At 47.3% G+C, this 18713-nt stretch carries 18 protein-coding genes; 12 read left to right on the top strand and 6 right to left on the bottom strand.

Features of this window, described 5'->3' with window-relative positions:
- Both RB298_RS04245 and RB298_RS04240 read right to left on the bottom strand, forming a co-directional pair.
- On the bottom strand, nt 1-689 hold a 689-nt coding region (locus RB298_RS04245), incomplete at its 3' end, for a WXG100 family type VII secretion target (RefSeq protein WP_486045947.1).
- A 284-nt stretch (nt 690-973) separates the two neighbouring features.
- A complete protein-coding gene (locus RB298_RS04240) occupies nt 974-1486 on the bottom strand; it encodes a DUF4241 domain-containing protein (protein ID WP_486045945.1) in 513 nt (170 codons plus the stop codon).
- A gap of 229 nt (nt 1487-1715) precedes the next feature.
- Between RB298_RS04240 and guaD the strand changes: the two genes are divergently transcribed.
- Both guaD and RB298_RS04230 read left to right on the top strand, forming a co-directional pair.
- Nucleotides 1716-3080, top strand: coding sequence for a guanine deaminase (guaD, locus tag RB298_RS04235; protein WP_486045943.1), 1365 nt, complete (start codon nt 1716-1718; stop codon nt 3078-3080).
- 57 nt (nt 3081-3137) lie between these two features.
- A complete protein-coding gene (locus RB298_RS04230; RefSeq protein ID WP_012819212.1) occupies nt 3138-4490 on the top strand; it encodes a uracil-xanthine permease family protein in 1353 nt (450 codons plus the stop codon).
- Between the two features lie 150 nt (nt 4491-4640).
- Here RB298_RS04230 and RB298_RS04225 read toward each other — a convergent pair whose 3' ends face one another.
- A complete protein-coding gene (locus RB298_RS04225; protein WP_486045941.1) occupies nt 4641-5066 on the bottom strand; it encodes a DUF6157 family protein in 426 nt (141 codons plus the stop codon).
- A gap of 219 nt (nt 5067-5285) precedes the next feature.
- Between RB298_RS04225 and RB298_RS04220 the strand changes: the two genes are divergently transcribed.
- Nucleotides 5286-6155 (top strand): helix-turn-helix transcriptional regulator, encoded by an 870-nt coding sequence (locus RB298_RS04220; RefSeq protein ID WP_452517635.1) that lies wholly within the window; start codon nt 5286-5288, stop codon nt 6153-6155.
- Between the two features lie 83 nt (nt 6156-6238).
- On the opposite strand, the gene RB298_RS04215 is transcribed toward RB298_RS04220, so the two are convergent.
- Entirely contained in the window at nt 6239-6955 is a 717-nt protein-coding gene (locus RB298_RS04215) for a hypothetical protein (RefSeq protein ID WP_486045938.1), read from the bottom strand.
- A 346-nt stretch (nt 6956-7301) separates the two neighbouring features.
- Complete coding sequence (locus tag RB298_RS04210; protein ID WP_096775050.1) at nt 7302-7676, bottom strand: YciI family protein; 375 nt, start codon at nt 7674-7676, stop codon at nt 7302-7304.
- A 926-nt stretch (nt 7677-8602) separates the two neighbouring features.
- Here RB298_RS04210 and RB298_RS04205 point away from each other — a divergent pair.
- Both RB298_RS04205 and RB298_RS04200 read left to right on the top strand, forming a co-directional pair.
- Nucleotides 8603-9355: a hypothetical protein gene (locus RB298_RS04205; protein WP_486045936.1), complete on the top strand. Its 753-nt coding sequence runs from the start codon at nt 8603-8605 to the stop codon at nt 9353-9355.
- Between the two features lie 102 nt (nt 9356-9457).
- Entirely contained in the window at nt 9458-9814 is a 357-nt protein-coding gene (locus RB298_RS04200) for a hypothetical protein (protein WP_277748057.1), read from the top strand.
- 436 nt (nt 9815-10250) lie between these two features.
- Here the strand turns inward: RB298_RS04200 and RB298_RS04195 are convergent, their stop codons facing one another.
- Nucleotides 10251-10988: an SMI1/KNR4 family protein gene (locus RB298_RS04195; protein ID WP_486045934.1), complete on the bottom strand. Its 738-nt coding sequence runs from the start codon at nt 10986-10988 to the stop codon at nt 10251-10253.
- Between the two features lie 586 nt (nt 10989-11574).
- On the opposite strand from RB298_RS04195, the gene ssuC reads away from it, so the two are divergent.
- From ssuC to RB298_RS04160, 7 genes are all read left to right on the top strand, one after another.
- Complete coding sequence (gene ssuC / locus RB298_RS04190; RefSeq protein WP_375120924.1) at nt 11575-12354, top strand: aliphatic sulfonate ABC transporter permease SsuC; 780 nt, start codon at nt 11575-11577, stop codon at nt 12352-12354.
- Nucleotides 12355-12366: 12 nt separating this feature from the next.
- A complete protein-coding gene (locus tag RB298_RS04185) occupies nt 12367-13164 on the top strand; it encodes an ATP-binding cassette domain-containing protein (RefSeq protein WP_375120826.1) in 798 nt (265 codons plus the stop codon).
- Between the two features lie 229 nt (nt 13165-13393).
- Entirely contained in the window at nt 13394-14410 is a 1017-nt protein-coding gene (locus tag RB298_RS04180) for an ABC transporter substrate-binding protein (RefSeq protein ID WP_486045931.1), read from the top strand.
- Nucleotides 14407-15306 (top strand): aliphatic sulfonate ABC transporter substrate-binding protein, encoded by a 900-nt coding sequence (locus RB298_RS04175; RefSeq protein ID WP_486045929.1) that lies wholly within the window; start codon nt 14407-14409, stop codon nt 15304-15306. Before RB298_RS04180 ends, RB298_RS04175 begins: the two co-directional genes overlap by 4 nt.
- Nucleotide 15307: 1 nt before the next feature.
- Entirely contained in the window at nt 15308-16450 is a 1143-nt protein-coding gene (locus RB298_RS04170) for an LLM class flavin-dependent oxidoreductase (RefSeq protein WP_375120829.1), read from the top strand.
- A 27-nt stretch (nt 16451-16477) separates the two neighbouring features.
- Nucleotides 16478-17464 (top strand): ABC transporter substrate-binding protein, encoded by a 987-nt coding sequence (locus tag RB298_RS04165; RefSeq protein ID WP_486045927.1) that lies wholly within the window; start codon nt 16478-16480, stop codon nt 17462-17464.
- Nucleotides 17465-17827: 363 nt separating this feature from the next.
- The gene (locus RB298_RS04160) at nt 17828-18490 is read left to right on the top strand and encodes a hypothetical protein (RefSeq protein ID WP_375120831.1); all 663 of its coding nucleotides are present in this window, start codon (nt 17828-17830) and stop codon (nt 18488-18490) included.
- Nucleotides 18491-18713 lie beyond the last annotated feature (223 nt).

Raw genomic sequence — 18713 nt, 5'->3', positions numbered from 1 at the left:
ACCTTTCCCCCATCCCCACCCGAGTCATGCTTCAGGTGCGGGTGAGTCTTCACGCCGATCCGGCGTGTGGCCAAGCCGGCCAGGATCATGGCCGCCTGCTGCCCCATATAATTAGACGCGCCGCCCGAATCCTCGATGTCTGCGGCAAATTTTTCCCTGGTATCGGCATCAAAAATCATTTTGCCTCCCCAAACCGCCGTGTCGATGATCTCTTCCGCCGTCCCGATAGTTGCATTATAGGCCATGTCCTTTGCAGTGCCAAGCGGGTCTTCCACCAAGGATGTAGCCGTATCCTTTACCGAATTTGCTACGGATTTCGCCCCGGTCTGCAGCCCCTGCCAGAAGTGCCCCGCATGATCCCAGAACGTTTTGGGCTCGCTCGCAGCGCCCGCTGCCGATGCAGCAGCAATCATGATATCTTCACGCATATCGGCTGAGATGAACCGGAAAGCAATGGCCTTCAATTCCTGGCCGATGATTCGTAGATGCTCAATTGTTTTATTCATTTCGCCATGGGCACGCTGAAAATCTTCGAAAAACCGCGAACGGGTCGTTCCTTCCCACGAAGACATCATATACGTAATCTGCTGGTCCAGCCGATTCTTGGTCGTTTCCAGTTCTTCCGCTGCCCTGGCGGCTTCCTCCGATACCCGAATCAACACCTCGGGCGGGACAAGTATTCTAGGCATTTGCATCCTCTCCAACGTTTCATTGGACCTTATTGTATCCATCTTCTAGGATATGGAAAAGGTTCCAGAGTCCTTCATATTGAAGGCATTGGAGTATGCCAGTTGGATGAAGCGAAGCCTTCATGCTCTCATATGGTACAGAAGCCCCAGTATGCCTCTATTCTCTCTAGTATAGTGACAGGTTTGGTTGGCATCATGGTGAATCCCTAATAAAACAGCCATAAAAGGGTTACCTTCTATGACTGTTTATACTTGCTCTTATTCATTTTTCCGTTAGCGCTCGACTACTTCTTAATAAACACAATTTTCACGCCAACCACCTGATCCTGCTCATTCACGGCCTTATACACGCCGTATGCACCATCACCGATGCCGGTACGAGATACGACGCCCCCATCCAGGACACCTGCTTCTTCCCCGCTCTCGGCGATGTCGCAGCAGGCATAATACCAGTCCGTATCCGTGTCCGAGCTATCCGATGAATTCACATCCGGAATTCGGTACTTTTGAATATCAAAAATCCCCGCCTGTCCGCTATCCACTCCAGCTACAAAAGGACACTTGATCCACTCCAGGAATGCCCCTTGTTCTGCTGCCGAGTGATGGTAAGCCGTCAGCTTGGCGTTGGCTTCGCCCCAGTCCGGGATCTCCACCTTCTCTACTTCTCCTACCCACGATCCATTCATTACGGCTTCCAACACGCCCATGATAATAATGTTCGTATCCAATTCATAACAAGGATCGGCCACAACCAATTGTCCGGAATTCACTTCAAAATGGCCCAGTTGAATGTTCAATGAAGATACCTCCAATAACAGCGTATGATGGTTCTATTTTAGCACGTATCAAATAATCAGACTCCATTTTCAACCTAGCCCCTCATGAGTCCACAACGACAGCTCCTTATACATAGCCAGTCATCTGATTTGTCTCACACACCTATTCGCCTTTAAACTATGGACATCTCTTTTTTAACGGACTATAATGACAAAAGCGCTCCAAAAAACGAACATTAAGGCGGTAAACATGAGTAAATATATGTTATTATTTCAAGGGACTTCTTTTTCAAGCAAATCTCCCAAAGAAATTCAAGTATTGAGAGACTATCTTTACTGCGTCAATACGGACGGCATGATTGAACGAGTCGTGGCACCGGAAGACGCCGACTATCAATCCTTGCTGGATGCGTATCAAGGCACGGACAGCTTTCACCGACTAGAGGAAGGACAGTATTTCCTGCCTGGCTTTGTCGACTTACATGTTCACGCCCCGCAATGGGCTCAGTCCGGAACCGCATTGGATATTCCGCTCTATGATTGGCTGAATACCTATACCTTCCCGCTGGAATCGAAATTCTCCGATCTGGAGTTTGCGCAAAAGGTTTACGACGATGTGGTAAGCACCCTGCTGGCCAACGGAACAACGACAGCCCTTTATTTTGCCACGGTGCATAAAGAAGCCAGCTTGTTGTTAGCCCAAATCTGTGCGAGCAAAGGCCAGCGCGGACTTGTCGGAAAGGTCGTCATGGACGATCCCGAGCAGAATCCGGATTACTACCGCGATGCGGACACATCCACGGCACTGGCGGATACGGAGGAATTTATCATCGCTGTACAGGAACTCGCCAAAACCACAAAACAAGGCGTGTATCCCGTCGTCACCCCACGCTTCATTCCAAGCTGTACGGATGAGGGGCTGAAGGGACTAGGCGAGCTGGCAGCCAAATACGACACGTATGTGCAGTCCCATTGCAGCGAAAGCGATTGGGCGCACGGGTATGTGAAAGATCGATTCCAGAAAAACGATGCGTTTGCCCTGCATGATTTTGGCCTGCTGCGCGATAAATCGGTCATGGCTCATTGTAATTTCCTTGATGATCAGGATGCCGAATTGTTCGCTGACACCGGCACCGCAATCGCGCACTGCCCGATATCCAACGCTTATTTCGCCAACAGCGTCATCCCGGTCGCCCGCTTCCATGCCAAACATGTCGAGATTGGTTTAGGATCGGATCTATCCGGCGGCTTCTCGCCCAGTCTCTTCGATAATATAAGGCAAGCCGTAATGTCCTCGAGAATGTTGGAAGATGGCGTGAATACCTCCCTTCCTGCCGAAGCTCGCGGCGTGCCCGACTCGCGCATTACGGTCCATGAGGCATTTTATCTGGCTACGGCCGGGGGCGGTGAAAGTCTGAGCCTGCCGATCGGTCGCATTCAAGAAAACTACGCGTGGGATGTGCAGGTGATCGATACAAGACTTCCATCCGCGAAGCTGCCGATTTTTGACGAGTTTGAAGACATACAAGATATTTTTCAGAAAATCATGTATCTGGCACGGCCTGAGCATATCCGCGAGGTGTGGGTGCAAGGGGAAAAGGTTCATACTCTTTAAGAAAAATAGAGGTTGTTCAACAAGCAATTCATCCTAACATTCGAGGTGTCCAGCGGAGTGAAAACACAAGCAGAAGAGCTAAATGACACGCAAACAAAATCACAGCATTTAACGGTTCCGCCCGACGGCAAAATATCTTTCGGGAAATCCGCCATTCTCGGTTTACAGCATGTCGTCGCGATGGACGTCTATGTCGTCCCTTTCCTGATTGCCATGCTAATCGGCTTAGCGCCCAATCAGTCCAGCGCATTGATTCAATCCACGTTTATTGCGGCCGGGCTTGCCACGATCGTGCAAACGTATTTCTGTATGAAGCTGCCGATGGCGCAGGGTCCTTCCTATGTTCCGCTCGGCGCGATTGTCGCCATTTATGCCGCCAGCGGCGGCGGAGAGATGGGTTGGAGTTCCGTGCTGGGCGCGAGCTTGATTGGCGCGATCCTCGTGATTATTTTGGGGTATACGGGAATTTTCAATAAAATCGTTACTTCCTTCATTCCGCCTATTGTCGGGGGCACGATCATCTTTATCGTGGGTCTGTCCTTATTGCCTGTTGCCATACGAGACAATATCTACGGCGCCACGGACGCAACCATCAATCAGAACGTGCTGCTGGCCCTGATCTCGGCGGCTGCACTCATTCTGTTCGTGATCCTGGGTTCTTTGTTCCGCACGAGGGGCGCGATATTCCGCGTTACGTCTGTAATGGTCGCACTTATTATCGGGTGTATCTCGGCCAACTTTATGGGTGTGCTGGATTTCAGCGCTGTCGCAAACGCCAAGTGGTTCAGCATGCCGCAGATTCCGTTTAAGGATTTTGGCTTCTCGTTCGACTTCTCGGCGATCATCACCATGATCATTATTTATCTCGTCCTGCTGGCAGAAACGACGGGTACATGGTTTGCCATCAGCAATGTCATTGATAAACCGTTAACCGATAAGAACATTAACCGTGGGGTGATTGGTGAAGGGATTAGCTGCCTGATTGCTTCCGGACTCGGCTCCACGCCGGTTACCGGCTATTCCACGAATGCAGGCATCATCTCCATCACGGGTGTGGCCAGTCGTCGGGTCTTCCTGGCGGTAGGCGGATGGTTTGTCCTCTTCGGCTGCTCCGGCAAACTGGCCGCGCTGATCTCCTCGATCCCAACCGCGGTCATCGGCGGCGTATTCGCCATCGTCTGCGGCATCATCTCGATTAACGGGATCCAGGTCATGAAGAACGTAAAAATCGGGGAAAAAGAAATGTACATCATCGCCATCCCGATGATTTTGACGTTGGCGTTAGTGCTCATTCCTAAAGATTTCTTATACACGCTGCCTACGTTCGTGCAGTATTTGCTGGGCTCGCCGATTCTGGCTGCTTCGCTTGCAGCGATCTTGTTGAATAAATTGCTGCCGAGTGCGAAGTAGGTTGTAAGCAAGGTAATTGGTGTTGTATGTAAGATTAAATGGGGCTGCCCTCAAAGTGAACTGCGTTTGTCGTAGGCTTTGGGGGTGGTTTTTTGTATATGGAGGACACTGATCAAATCAAACATGTGTTTACTGAACCTGTGATTGCACTCACCTCCTCTTGTTTCTCATCGCGGCTAACAGCTTCACATTCCCATAGGCTCCTTCCACGAAGCGCCGATAATCAGGGGATTCCACCGGAACGATCGCGATTTGCCCCTTTGCATTGAAATGAATACCCCACCCGTATTTCTTCGGGAGCATCGATGCTCTCAAGCATGGTTGCGGCTTCATATAAAACTCGTCTCGAATCTGGTTCCCTCTCTCGGCTAACTCTGCCTCCGGAATGTTTTTGTGCCGGATATGCACTTCGTACAAGAGCTCCTCCTGGGTATAGCCATACGGATGATTCGTGATTAACTCAAACTCGATGCCCGGCTTGGTTTTTCCGTCCTTCTTGTCTGGCGGCTGCGTTCCAGTCTCAACGGGGCAATCTGCGGCAACGGTAATAAACGTATCATAGTAATTCCAATCCATTTTCGTTCCTCCTAATCCAATATGTATAGCACCGCTCATAACACATCGACTTATTTATAACCAATTATAACCCCTTATCCCTGACAGAATCGGTCAGTCATTCTGACCGTTTTTTCGTATTTCCCCCCCTAATTCGCGGATTGCGAATTGCCTTCTAAGCGGTATAACGCGTGTGGTATACTTAGCACAAAAATTAGAGCGCGTGACGAAGGAGTTAGTATGAACCATCATAGGATAATAGAACAAGCATTGATTCATATTGAGGAGAATTTAGAACAGCCTTTATCCGTGTCATCCGTTGCTCTTACTTTCAATATGTCTAAATATTATTTTCATAGGCTTTTCTCTGCCATGATGGGCTGTTCGTTAAATCAGTACATCCTATCTAGAAGATTGAATGCCGCTTTATCACTCATTCATAACAACAACTTATCGCTTACCGATATTGCTTATCAGTTAGCCTTTGGTACGCAAGCCTCATTCACCCGGGCATTCAAACAACATTACGGCGTAGCTCCGAGTTCGCTAAGAGCAGGGTTCAATAAAATCTCTCCGACTCCAATACCTACTGTGGTTAAAAGACCATTTAAAAATATGAATGGTGATGTCGTCACGGATTTCACACTGACAGAGTTCAAAGAGACCCGAATAAGCGGGATTGCCTTTGAAGTAGATCTAGCCACCGATGATTACAAGAAGAAGATTCACTCCCATTCAAAAATGCTGTTGAATCATATTGATGACAACATAAATGGTTCTTGTTTTGTCATTTATTCAAACTGTCAACCCAATTCAACCCGGTTCAAAGTTCTGTTCGGAATCCCAAGTGACATTCAAATTCATGAACCCTTTTATTTCACGGTTGACGTACCGACTATTTTTTGTGCGAGGTTCAACTATTTTGGCGACCTGCTTGATATTGGAGAAGTGCTCAAAACAGACTATGCAAGATTCTTAAAGATTTCCAAGCAAGAGTCTGATCAATCGGATATTGAGCTTATCCAAGTTTTTAATGACGTCCACAATCTGGATTCAACCTACCATATCTATGCACCCATCAAGAAACTCCCTGACGATCTGGAAATTTAAAGTTGCACCGGGAGCCAAACCGTCAGAGGAACTATTTATTTCATTCAAATAGGGAAGAATCGAAGACATCTCTAATTCGATGCTTACTTACGTTCCGACCAAATAATATATCCGATCCATATAAGAGCAACTCCCATCGGTATCGCCAATGCCCGATCAAACGGATGGGGGATGATTGCAGCAGCAATGGTCACTACTGAAGCGAAGGCCAGCAGAATTGCTGCTGGGCGAGGGAAGACTCTGGCACGTAATGTGGCGATGCCTAGCAACAGACCTCCTAGCATATACAATACTCCCGCGAGCGGCGCTAATATTGGGAAGATCCCCAGATGAACCTCGCTAACCGTTCCTCCAAAGAGCCCAGCCATTCCTTCCACAAACTTCTCAGCATCATTTGTCAACAACGGCAAAACGAATGCTTCGATGAAACTAAAAATGATTGAGATTAACCAGAACAGATTGAACAAAAGGAAACCGACCAAGCCAAGCCACCCCGCTTCTTTCGCTTGGCTTATATAGAATCCCGTAATTCCGATCAGGTTAAAGAGCGACATAGCCATAGTCAGGCATGCAACCACTACCCAAGAGTTTGTGTGCACAGAAGAAATATCATCTGCCGGGTGGATAAACTGAACGACGATATATAGTATCCCTGCTATTACTGCCATAAATCCTGACCACCGTCTGAGAACATGTGGTGTTATTATTGATTTACTTCCCACTTTATTGTGCTCTATATTCACGATGATTCCTCCACTTCTAGGTATTAATAACATGATCGCCAAGTCTTTTCTCGACATGACAGGTTTTCGACTCCAACCATCCATTGAGGTTATTTTGAATTTTTTTGCTACGGCCCCTTCCTTATTATGTTTGTCGAATATAACTTAACAAATATAGCCTGCCCTTACTTTTCAAATCTTGCTGTAATTGGTGAAGAGATCGTAAGGGATCTGAAAACGAAAAAAGCACCTCTCTCGAGATGCAAACGAATTTATAATATATTTTCCCCATTCAAAACCCTGACAATATCAACCAATCGCCGTTACTTGTGATACGGTTCTCCGCGCTGTCTGTAACGGCAAGTTTAAGGGCCATCCTTATGCGGGACGGCCCTTCCATTGAATCACCGAACTAACCATTCGGTTAGTCTATTCCTTTGAAGTAATCAATCGGACGAATTTCTATCCCCCATCCAAACTGCTCCCCCGCACTAACCTGGACGGTCGGATGTAAGGAGGCGATTCGAATTGCTTCCTCCATGTCCTGCGCTTCTATCAGAAAAGCGCTGCCGATCATTTCTTTCGTTTCGATAAAAGGACCGTCAATAACTTTCACCCTGCCGTTCGCCCGACGCAGGCATTTCGTTTCGGAGGAAAGACCGGCATCGACAATGACTTGGCCGCTGTTGTAGAAGTTCTCCAGATGAGGCGGACATTCATGCATGATCGCTTCAATCTCGTCTTTGGGGCGAGAATCCATTTCCGCTGCATCCAAGTAACCCAAACAAAGAAATTTCATTTTCATATCTCCTTTTGCAAAAGATTGAAGCATTTATTTTTGCCTCTATTTATTCGACGAACGACATGCAACAAAATCGACACACCTTTAAAATTAACTTTTTAAACAAATTAACTACCCTCAGCACACCCAGCGGCACGTTTCAATAGAAGCACCTGCTCACGGGAAAGCCTCCTTTATCCGCTGAATAAAAATCTTGCCGTTACTTGTGATACGGTTCACCGCGCATAATCTTAAACTATCCTGCCTGTTAGCTTAATGAGGTCGAATAACATTAGACATATATCTTACCCAGCTATGATACACGTCCTTTTCTAATTCAACTAGCAATGTAAGTTCTTGTCCTCAACTCGGGACTAAATCTTGTGCTATTAATTCCTGTTTATTGTCTGACTTATCTATAGAATTTAATAAAACAGACAAAAACTAAAGCAAAAGACAACAAATATTTTGTTCCTATACTTCAAAATCACCACTCCTTATCATTTTATTGGAACACATATACTCTAATCTCAACTCCCTCCAGTATGTGCATTAGAAATAGTATCACTCTAACTCTTAAAGGTGTCGTGTTTCTTTCATTCTTATTTTTGGAATACAAAAAAAGCTATAAAAATCAAAGGAACATATTCTGATGACTATTAAAGATATTTTTGCATCACATAAAAATTGAGAAATTCCGAGAAAATAATAATAACCCATCTCTATGATACGAATAGATAACTAGAATAGCCCTTCGTCAATAGAACGTTTGATCTTCCTTCCCCTATCTGCAAAAGGATCTCTAGCATCCTAAAAATTTTTTTATCTAAACACGTAACTTCCAGTCGCTTTTGGTTGTTATTAAGCATTATTGGAGAAATTAAGAAAAGAGCATGGTATATTCATTAAACCTAATAATATACAACTCAAAAGGAGTGTTGGTCTTGATTCAATTCAAGAAACTATATGTGATGGCCTTAGCAACTTTTCTTTTTACTTTTGTTGGCATCATAGGCACCAATTCTGAAATTCATGCCTCAAATTCAGATCAATTTGTAAAAAGTCCCGTACCAGAAGTGATAAAAAAATATGTTAACTCGATTAATAATAAGGATTGGGATAGTTACGTTAATTTATATTCTCCTGATAACCGGTTAACAGATTTCCCAGGTGAAGAACAACAAAAAAAACGTACCGGAATTCTTTCGGTCGATTCTATTGAAATAGCAGAAATTAAAGAAATATCCAAAAAGGACATAAATGAAATTCAACCCTATTTTAATGATATCGATAGGGAGTTATATCAAGAAATTAAATATTTTTATATCGGGTTAGATTATAATGTTCAAAACGAAAATGAGTTTTTCTACAATGGAGCTAGGTATCAAACATTTGCTGTTGGTAAATTAAATGGAATGGAATACATTTTAGGAAATGAGTTTGTTTATAATTTCGACAAACTTGAGACACTCGGATATACTTTTGATTCAGCTGCTGAGTATGAAGCCATAATCAGGGAAGAAAGAAGGCTTGGAGGTAATGTTAATCCCATGAATAATGGTGGAATACAACCTCGAAGTGCGATTAATTCAAAAATTGCATTACCATTTTATATTACGGCCACAGGTCCTTTGAAAGTCCTTGTCTCGACTATAAAAAAGATGCACATCACGTACCTCCTGGTACATACCAAGTAATGGTGACTAATTTGAACGATTTTGGATTACTGGAAATGGATATATTGATGGTATTTTCTAAGTTTTTTAACAATTAATAAAATCTTAGAAGGGGTGATGATCATGAATAAGAAGCGTTTAAGAATATTTATAATCATTACATCATGTTGTCTTGTACTAATGGGCGCATTTTTTTTAATCAGAGAACTTATAGATACTAAGCAAGTTGTAGACTCGACTATTAATGACACCACTCCTCCAAAAGAAGCATTACCAGATTGGAAAATGGAATACGATAGAAAAGCTCGAACAGAACCGGTGGAAAGTGTAGTAACTGAACATGGAGAATTTTATTATGCACCTTTTCCAAAACAATTTCCACGAGAGGAAGTTGTTAGAGGAGATATTGGTGAGGAAGTGACCGAAGATACAAAACAGTTGATAATAAGAGGATATTACTACGAGAAAAAACAAGAATAATATCATCGTATACGGTAACTGCCCAGGAAGGCGTCGACGACGCGATTGAACCGCTTGAGCAGGTACGGTCCTTACTTGAGATCTGAATGCCACAGCAGATTACGATGGCGCTGTTGTAAGCGTCTACGGTATCAGATACATAATCATATGACGTGTCTTGTAGCCTCGCTGAGCCGTAAAAACGCGAGACAAAACTTTTAAGTTTTGGTCTCGCGTTTTAGTTTCAAAAACCAAACCGGGACGGCACCTCTACTCCAATACGGTTCCCAGCTTGTCAAAACAAAAAGAAATAGGCCGGCCTTTAAAGCGGTGTTGTCAGAAGTGAGGATGTTAGCAGCACCCTCACTCCACTTATATACCATAAAATTATCCATCAAATAGGTTCGTTCTATCCGCTACTTCTTACTTGTCTCCTCTTACTTGCTCCCTCAATCCCTCACTGAGCTGACAGATTCGTTCGAAATGAAGGTAAGTCAGTTGCCTTACTCATCTCGTTCAGCAAATTCTCCATGCTCGCTCGCTGAAAGGACGCCAGGTATACAGCCAACAGTTCATCCGTCTCCTCTTCGGATACGTCAAGTTCAAACACGATCAGCACATCGTCCTTCAGATAGATTTTCCATGCATTCAGCTCTGACCCTTCCTCCATCTCAAACTCCGGTTCCTCCAGACGCATGCATCTGCGATAGTCGGACAAGCTCCACATGCTCTCATCGAAAATGGCCCAATACGGCAGCCGATCCTCCACGCCCAACTGAACGAGTCCCTTGCCAGCGAGAAAACGTTGAAGCGATCGATTTTCCAGCTGCCAGTCGGGAGAGTTCCACGCGCACAAATAGACCGGTGGATCTTCCTGCTCCAAATCCTGAAGTCGGATCCCGCAATATATTACGGACTCCTCTACTTGATAGAAGATCAGAAATGCCTTATCTGTCGTAAAAAATGTATCATCAGGAATAAACACATCCTGCAGAGGGAGCGGTTCATATTGGTTATTGCACCCTTGCGTGATATATGGGGATTGTCCCAAAATCTTATAATATTCCCGCAGCACCGTCGGCAACGGGAAAACCAAGCTTTGTTCCTTTGCTTGAATGTCCGCCCCCGGAATGCCGTGGGCCTCCTTGTGATGCTCTCCTAATACGAGGAGAATTCCTTCGATATTTGCTTTCATTTAGTTGGGTCAACCTCCTCGATGTATATCGTTCAACAATATTTCTGCGAGTTCTTATAGAGAATATTGATACGCTTCGCAACGAATACAATCTAATTTATTCAATCTAACAATCATGAATTGAATAAGTCTGATGCTGAAACCCTTTTCCAGCCTTCAAGTCCGACTATATTTAGTATCCGTTCTTTTTCGGAAGCACCAAATTTGTCCGTATCTTTTCCGGGTTTCTTGGCGAACAGGAAGTTAGGAGGGAAGCAACAAGAACAGCATACAATAGGGCTATTTTTTTGTTAATATGAAACACTCCTATATATCACTTCAATTAAGAACGTATTTTCCGTATGGGAGAATATACATTACGCCATATTTTAACATAACCTCTTCCATAGACTTTAGACTCGCATATTTCCGGTTGACGAAACCATAATCGGGAAGTATAATCAAATCCATATTAAACTTATAGGAATTATTAAACATTAAATGATACCGACCATTCAAATGGAGGTCACAGCCTCAGCAGATATTGTGCTGGCGTTGTGGCCTTTTTCTTTTGATCCTATTTTTGAAGGCTAGGTGAGTTGAAATGATGAGAAAGCTCATGTCCAATCCCATCATCGGAAAATGTTTGCCTTGGGTTCTCCCCATCTTACTGATCGTTGTGTGGGCTATATTATCCAATCTTGACGTGATTTCGAGGAAAATCCTCCCCCTGCCTCAAGACGTTTTATTTTCTTTCAGGGATTTGCTGTTATCTGGAAAGTTAATCGAACACATCGCCATCAGTTTCCAAAGAGCGTTCATTGGTTTCTTAATCGGCGGGGGGATCGGTCTTGTACTGGGCTTTATCAACGGCTTATCGTCCATCGCCGAAAAATTGTTGGATACCACGATTCAAATGGTACGCAATGTTCCTCATCTGGCGATGATTCCCCTAGTCGTTCTATGGTTTGGTATTGGCGAAGAGTCGAAAATATTCTTGGTCGCGGTTGGCGTGTTATTTCCGGTCTACATCAATACCTTGCACGGCATCCGCTCCGTGGATAACGGATTGATCGAAATGGGCAGCGTATACGGACTGCGCACCGCTTCGCTCTTCTGGAAAATCGTTCTGCCTGGCGCCTTGCCTTCCATTTTAGTCGGACTCCGCTACGCTTTAGGCATCATGTGGTTGACCCTGATCGTATCCGAAACGATTGCTACGAATTCGGGCATCGGCTTTCTGGCCATGAATGCAAGAGAATACATGCAAACCGATATCATTCTGCTAACCATTGTGCTGTATGCCTTATTTGGAAAGCTGGCCGATTCCATCGCGAAGCTCTTAGAGAGGCGGTTCTTACGATGGAACCCGAATTATCACAACTAACCCTGAAAGGATGTGTCGACCCTGAAATCCTCTACCCACGGTGTACATCTTCGTATAACCCAATTACAGAAAAGCTTTGGCGAGCAACCTGTACTTCGAGGCATTGAGTTAGACGTGAAGCCCGGAGAGTTCATAGCCATTATCGGGCGAAGCGGCTGCGGGAAAAGCACGCTATTGCGCGTGATCGCCGGATTGGAGCCCGCCACGTCGGGAGGCATATGGATCAATGACCATCCGGTCGACCAGGTGCATGCCGAAACCCGGATGATGTTTCAAGACGCCAGGCTTTTGCCCTGGAATAAGGTCATCGATAACGTAGCGATCGGACTTCGAAAAGAAGACCGTCATAAAGCGGAAGCCGCTTTAGATCAGGTTGGGCTCGGTGCCCGGGCCAATGAATGGCCGTCCGTGCTCTCCGGCGGTCAGAAACAACGAGTCGCCTTAGCAAGAGCATTAGCCAGCCATCCCAAATTATTGTTGCTCGATGAACCTTTAGGAGCATTGGACGCATTGACCCGTATTGAAATGCAGCAATTAATCGAATCGCTGTGGCAGCAGCAGCCATTTACGACCGTCTTGATTACGCACGATGTCGAAGAGGCTGTCGTCTTGGCCGATCGCGTGGTGCTCATTGAGGAAGGCCGGATTGCGATGGATCGAGCCGTCCCTTTCCCGCGCCCCCGTCAACGGGGAAATGCCGAAGTGGCAGCATTCATCGATCACATCCTGAAACGGGTCATGGGCATAACCGAAGTGGAAACCCGACATGAAGCAGAAAACCTCCCCTATCCCTTAAAGAAAGGGTCATAGGTGTCTGACACCATCCCGCTTGGGAGGGGATTTCGATCACCATTTCTTGAAGGAGGTGGATCATAAGCGAGCGTTTGACCGGACGTGAAATCGTAAGAAAAACGTCTATCGACGTACTTTCAAAGAAGACAGACCGCGTTTAGCGGTAGTTTTTCTTGCGATATCAGGCAGCAGATTCTCCGAAGTTTATACTTTCTGATATCTAGAAAAAGAAAGGAGCCCAGAAAGCATGCCTAACATCGATAACCCGCAAGAAATCGTGAAGGAAATTAGGATTACACGCTGCCCGGTTCCGACAGCAGCCAGTTTGGCCCTCGATCTCGGGCTTCTTCATCAGGAGCTAGAAAAGTCCGGATGTACGGCGGCGGAACTAACGAGAGACACCCGTCAAGCTTTGCCGGACGCGCATTTTAATCACACCTTGCCTTTCCTGGTGCGGGAAGGAGGCAACATTCCAGCTTTATGGGCACGCTCAACCGGGAGCGATACGCGGCTGATCGGGCTAAGCTGGGTCGATGAATATCAAGCCATTCTTACCCTTCCCGACTCGGATATTCAGGAGCCTGGCGATCTGCGCGGAAGACGAATCGGGATTCCTCGTCATCGTTATTTAGAGATCGATTTTCGGGCTGCCCAAGCGCTTCGCGGTTTTCATAATGCCCTCTCGCTTGCGAATCTAGCGCTGAATGACGTCAACATCACCCACCTTGAAGCGGTTCGCGAAGGAAGACGGGATTCGTGGAATACCGAAATCGAGGCGCTGCAGCGGCGTGAGATCGATGCTGTTTTTGTCAAAGGAGCTACCGGGCTAGAGGCCGCCCGTACGGTTGCCCTAAAGGAAGTGATCGAGCTTGGGTTCCATCCGGATCCGCTGGTGCGAGTCAACAATGGCGTGCCCCGAACCGTGACGGTCGATACGGCCTTGACGGAGCAGGAGCATATCGTGGAGCAGATTCTCACTTCTCTGCTTCGCGCCGCCGATTGGTCCAAAGATCATCCCGATGATTTCATTCGGGTCGTTACGAAGGAAACCGGCGCTTCATCCGAATATGTAGCCTCCGCTTATCGTAATATTTCGCTTCGACCGGCACTGCGCGAAGACTATTTAACGGCGCTTGATGCCCAGAGCAGGTTCCTGTTCGAGCATGGTTTCCTCCCGAATCCCGTAAACGTATGGGACTGGATTCTTCCAGAACCGTTAGCCGCGGCTGAACAAAACATTGCCAAAGGAGTGTCACTCACATGACTCAAACGAAAGCAGACGTAACCATCGGCGTCCATCCCAATAATCATTCGTTATTCGTATTGCGCCGCTTAGGCTTTTTGGAAGAGATTCTTAAAGACCACAAGACATCCGTTGCCTGGGTTGATTACACCGACGGAGCAAGGACGCCTCTGCGGATCGCTTCCGGCGAAGTCGACTTCGGTGGTACAGGGTCTACCCCGCCGTTAACCGCGCAGGCTTCTGATATCGATATTGTGTACGTTGCGGTATCGAATCCTCGTACAGCCAGCGGCGCCTTAGTCGTTCGCAAGGAATCGGCGGTGCAATCCGTTGCGGATTTGAAGGGTTTGCGCATTGCGCTTTCCGAAGGATCCTGGAATACGAGTTTTCTGGCAACCGCGCTCGATAAGGCAGGCCTTCTATATGATGATGTCACTCGTGCGGATATAGGCAATGAGGGGGCAAAGGCACTGCTGGCAGGCGAAGTGGAGGCTTGGGTCGGCAACGACCCGCAGCTGACGGAGCTGCATGACAAAGGTCTCGTTCGCACGCTCGTGCCGCTTGAGTCCCATATCTCCCACCGTTCCGTATGGTTTGCCAGCCGGGATTTTGCGACGAGTCAGCCGCAGCTGCTCAAGACCGTCGTCGAAGCGCTGCAGCAAGCAGATCAATGGATTCAAGACAACACGCGCGAAGCGGCGGAGCTGTTTGCCCGGGACTTGCCCGATTGGCCTTCCGTGGATTCATGGGAAGCCGCGTTTCGGCGGAGACCTTGGGGGCTGCAGCCGATTACCGAGGAGTTCATAAGCGAACAGCAGCGGGTGGCCGATCTGTTAGCACGCCAGCACATTTTGCCGAAAGAAATTGTCGTTTCAGATGCCGTGTTACCTGTACCCGTAGAAATTGGAGGAGAATAGAATGGCTGCACATAACGAGAACATTGAAGTGTACTGGTATTTAACCGCGCCGGATGGCCGCAGTCCTTGGTCAACGGCGGGTGCACGCAAAATCGATTTGCCTTACCTGAGGCAGATTGCCTCGGCTGTCGACCAATTGGGATTTACCGGCGCATTGCTGGCCACGGGCCCGCATGATACGTGGGTGCTTGGCTCCTCCCTCATTTCCAGCACGAACAACATGCGTTTTCTCATCGCTGTGCATCCGCCGCTGATTTCCCCCGTGCTCGCCGCGAAAATGGCGCAAACCTTCGATGATTTCTCCGGTGGACGCGTATTATTAAACATCGTGAACGGAAACACGGCGCAAATGCGCGCCTACGGATCAACGCTTGGGCATGATGAACGTTATGCCTACACGGATGAATGGATTCAGGTGTGGAAACAAGCGGTGGCCGGAGAAAGCCTGGATTTCCATGGCAAGTATATTACGGCCGAAGGCAAAGCCTTGCAGCTCTCCTCCACGCAGAAGCCAACGCCGCCCCTGTGGTTCGGCGGATCGTCGCAAGCGGCCCACCTCGCGGCAGCCAAGCATATCGATACGTATCTGAGTTGGGGGGAAACGCCACCGCAAGTCGCAGAGAAAATTAAAGATCTTCAAGCTTTAGCTGCTGAGCAAGGCCGTACCATGCGGTATGGCATCCGGCTGTATCTGATCGTGCGCGATACGGATGAAGAAGCTTGGCAAGAAGCGGATCGGCTGCTTAAGACGATGGATCCGCAAACCGTGGAGCATATGCAAAACGTTCTGCGAAACAGCGATTCGGTGGGGCAGCAGCGCATGCTACGCAATCACAACGGCCAAATTCCTAAAGACGCGAGGGAGCTCGAAATTTATCCGGATTTATGGGCCGGGATGAGTCTGGTACGACCAGGTCCGGGCACCACGATCGTAGGCAGTCCGGCAACCGTTCTGGCGCGCTTAAGAGAGTATCAGGATGCGGGCATTTCAACGTTTATTTTCTCCGGTGTTCCACTGCTTGAAGAAGCTTACCGTGTAGGAGAATACATCCTGCCCCATCTACGCGTTAACCGTCAGGCCGTGACGACGCCGAAGCAAGAAGAACAGGAGAAGGTCTTCACGTGGGCTCATAACATCCACTAAATGATCCGGCAAAAAGGGAAGTGTCCTATGCGAAAAATAAGCTTACATTTATTATTAGTAATTCTGTTAGTTACGTTATCGGCTTGCGGTAACGCCGGCCAAGCGAAACAAGCCAATGCTGAGGATGAGGCCGTACCCGTTCGTCTTGGCATACTGCGCAGTGCCCAGCCCTTAAGTTTATCCGAGGAAGGCGGGCCCCTGTATAAGAGGCTGGAAGCAGCCGGAGCGAGCATTGAAAAAACCGGCGGTTTTGCCGCCATGTCCCCAGCGATCGAGGCGTTAAACGCCGGTTCGATCGATATCACGATCGGCTCGATTACGGCAGCCATCAGCGCCCTTGTTGGAGGCTCCTCGGAATTTACGATTTTTACGAAGCAGCCAGGCGATCAAGATAATCAAGGCATTGTGGCCAAGCCGGAAGCCGGCATTAAGGGCCCTTCCGACCTCCGCGGTAAAAAAATCGCCGTCAACCGCGGCGGCACGGGCGAATACTTACTATATAAAGCGCTGGAGAAGGGCGGCCTCGATGCGAGCGAAGTCGAGATCGTCTATCTTCCGCCAACGGAAGCGGGGCCTGCCTTTGAAAGCGGGCAAGTCGACGCTTGGGCGACATGGGGTTCTTTTACGGCCGTGGCGCTCGTCGACTTCGGTGCAGAGCTGGTCATTTCCGCAGGCGACATCGAATCCGAGAACGATACGGTGTATATTGTGCGAAACGGCTTCCTGAAGGAGCATCCTGAACTCGTGTTTGAAGTGTTCGAAGGCTTGAATGAAGAGTCCGCTCTTCTATCCGACGACGTCGATCACACCGTCCAATTAATTCAGGACATCCAAGGCGTCTCCGAACCCGTCGCGCGTCAGCAGCTGGAAGGCTCTTTATACCCGTTTGACCCGATTGATGACACCGTCCGCCAACGCTGGCAAGCGGTCGCCGATTATATGTTTGATAAAGGGATTATTCCGAATGAAGTGGATGTCCTGTCCAATACGGTGGATGTGAGGACGTTGAAGTGAGGCTGCTTAAGGTAGCTTAGAGGAGCGGTGAGCGTCAGGCATTGCGCGGTAATAATTCCAATATGCAACCCTTCGAGGGCACGAGGTCTGCTTAGGACTTGGTGTCCTTTTTTTCATGTTCAATAGTAACAATCGGACGGTCCATGCAGAAAGTTGTGATGGATCTTCAAGTTCTGGATTTGGCTTTCAATTAAAGGTAACTTTTCACGCAGGCCATTAAGGATTTTTGATCCGTCTTCACCTGCGCCCGTCCCTACGTATCGTCTAGCTTGCATTATACAATGAATTCCATTAACTTAGTTTTGATAGCTTCATATATTAACCATGATTGTACATGCCGTTGTAAGGAGGATTGGGAAAGGCGTGATTCGCAAAAAGAACCGATATCTCATAGCCATCTTCATGGCCTTCGCTGCCCTTTTTACCGGCTGCAGCACGTCCGCCAAACAAACTGTCCCGCTGAACACGGACCCCGAATCGATATTAAGCGTAATCTATGATTTGGAAGGGATTAAATCCGCAGGATCCGTGAACACGGAGCCTTTGACCGAAATCTCGGAGATCGTAGACAATATCAGCATCCACTACCAATACGTTTTCTTAGTGAAAGATGCCGTCAACCAGAATAATCAAGCCGTTCCGGATCGGCTGTATGTCGTTTCCGCGGTCGAGAATACGAGGAAGGATCGGGAAATCAGCATCCAGTACATCGACGGCTCCATCAATGGGGAAATAGTTAAGAACAACCCGCGGCACCTTCCCATTACCGTAAACCTATGCACGGATGATTCCAAGTCTCCTTGCGGGGCTGATGATTCGAAGACTTATCAAGCGAATGCGGTTGTTTTTTCGTTGGACCAATTCCCCGCATTTCGTTCGCATGGCAATGTCGTAGATATTAGTGTTAAGTATGCATTAGGCAAAAATAAAAAAGAGCTTCGCGAGCAATTTCTAAGTGATTCGGGGTTGCAGGATACTGGCAAGGCTGTCGTTTCCCTGAGGCTGCCGGACACATTCGTGAAATAACAAGAAGTACGACGAACAATATGAATCCGTTGATTCGAGGGCACGAGGTCTGCTTAGGACTTGGTGTCCTTTTTTCTGCTTTACGATTGACCTAGCATTGAACAAAAAAAGAAATATGTCGCCCGTGGACGGGATAACGGCCTATTTCTAGTCTCTGTAACTGTCTATCTCTCTAGCATCAATTAAGTTCCATTATAATTCTATTACGGAAATGGTTGTATAA

Origin of the sequence: Priestia sp. BR_2 (assembly GCF_041954005.1) — a bacterium.
Classification (GTDB): Bacteria; Bacillota; Bacilli; order Paenibacillales; family Paenibacillaceae; genus Paenibacillus_AQ; species Paenibacillus_AQ lautus_A.
The sequence above is the reverse complement of the archived record's forward strand: the minus strand, read 5'-3'. Positions and strand labels throughout refer to the sequence as shown.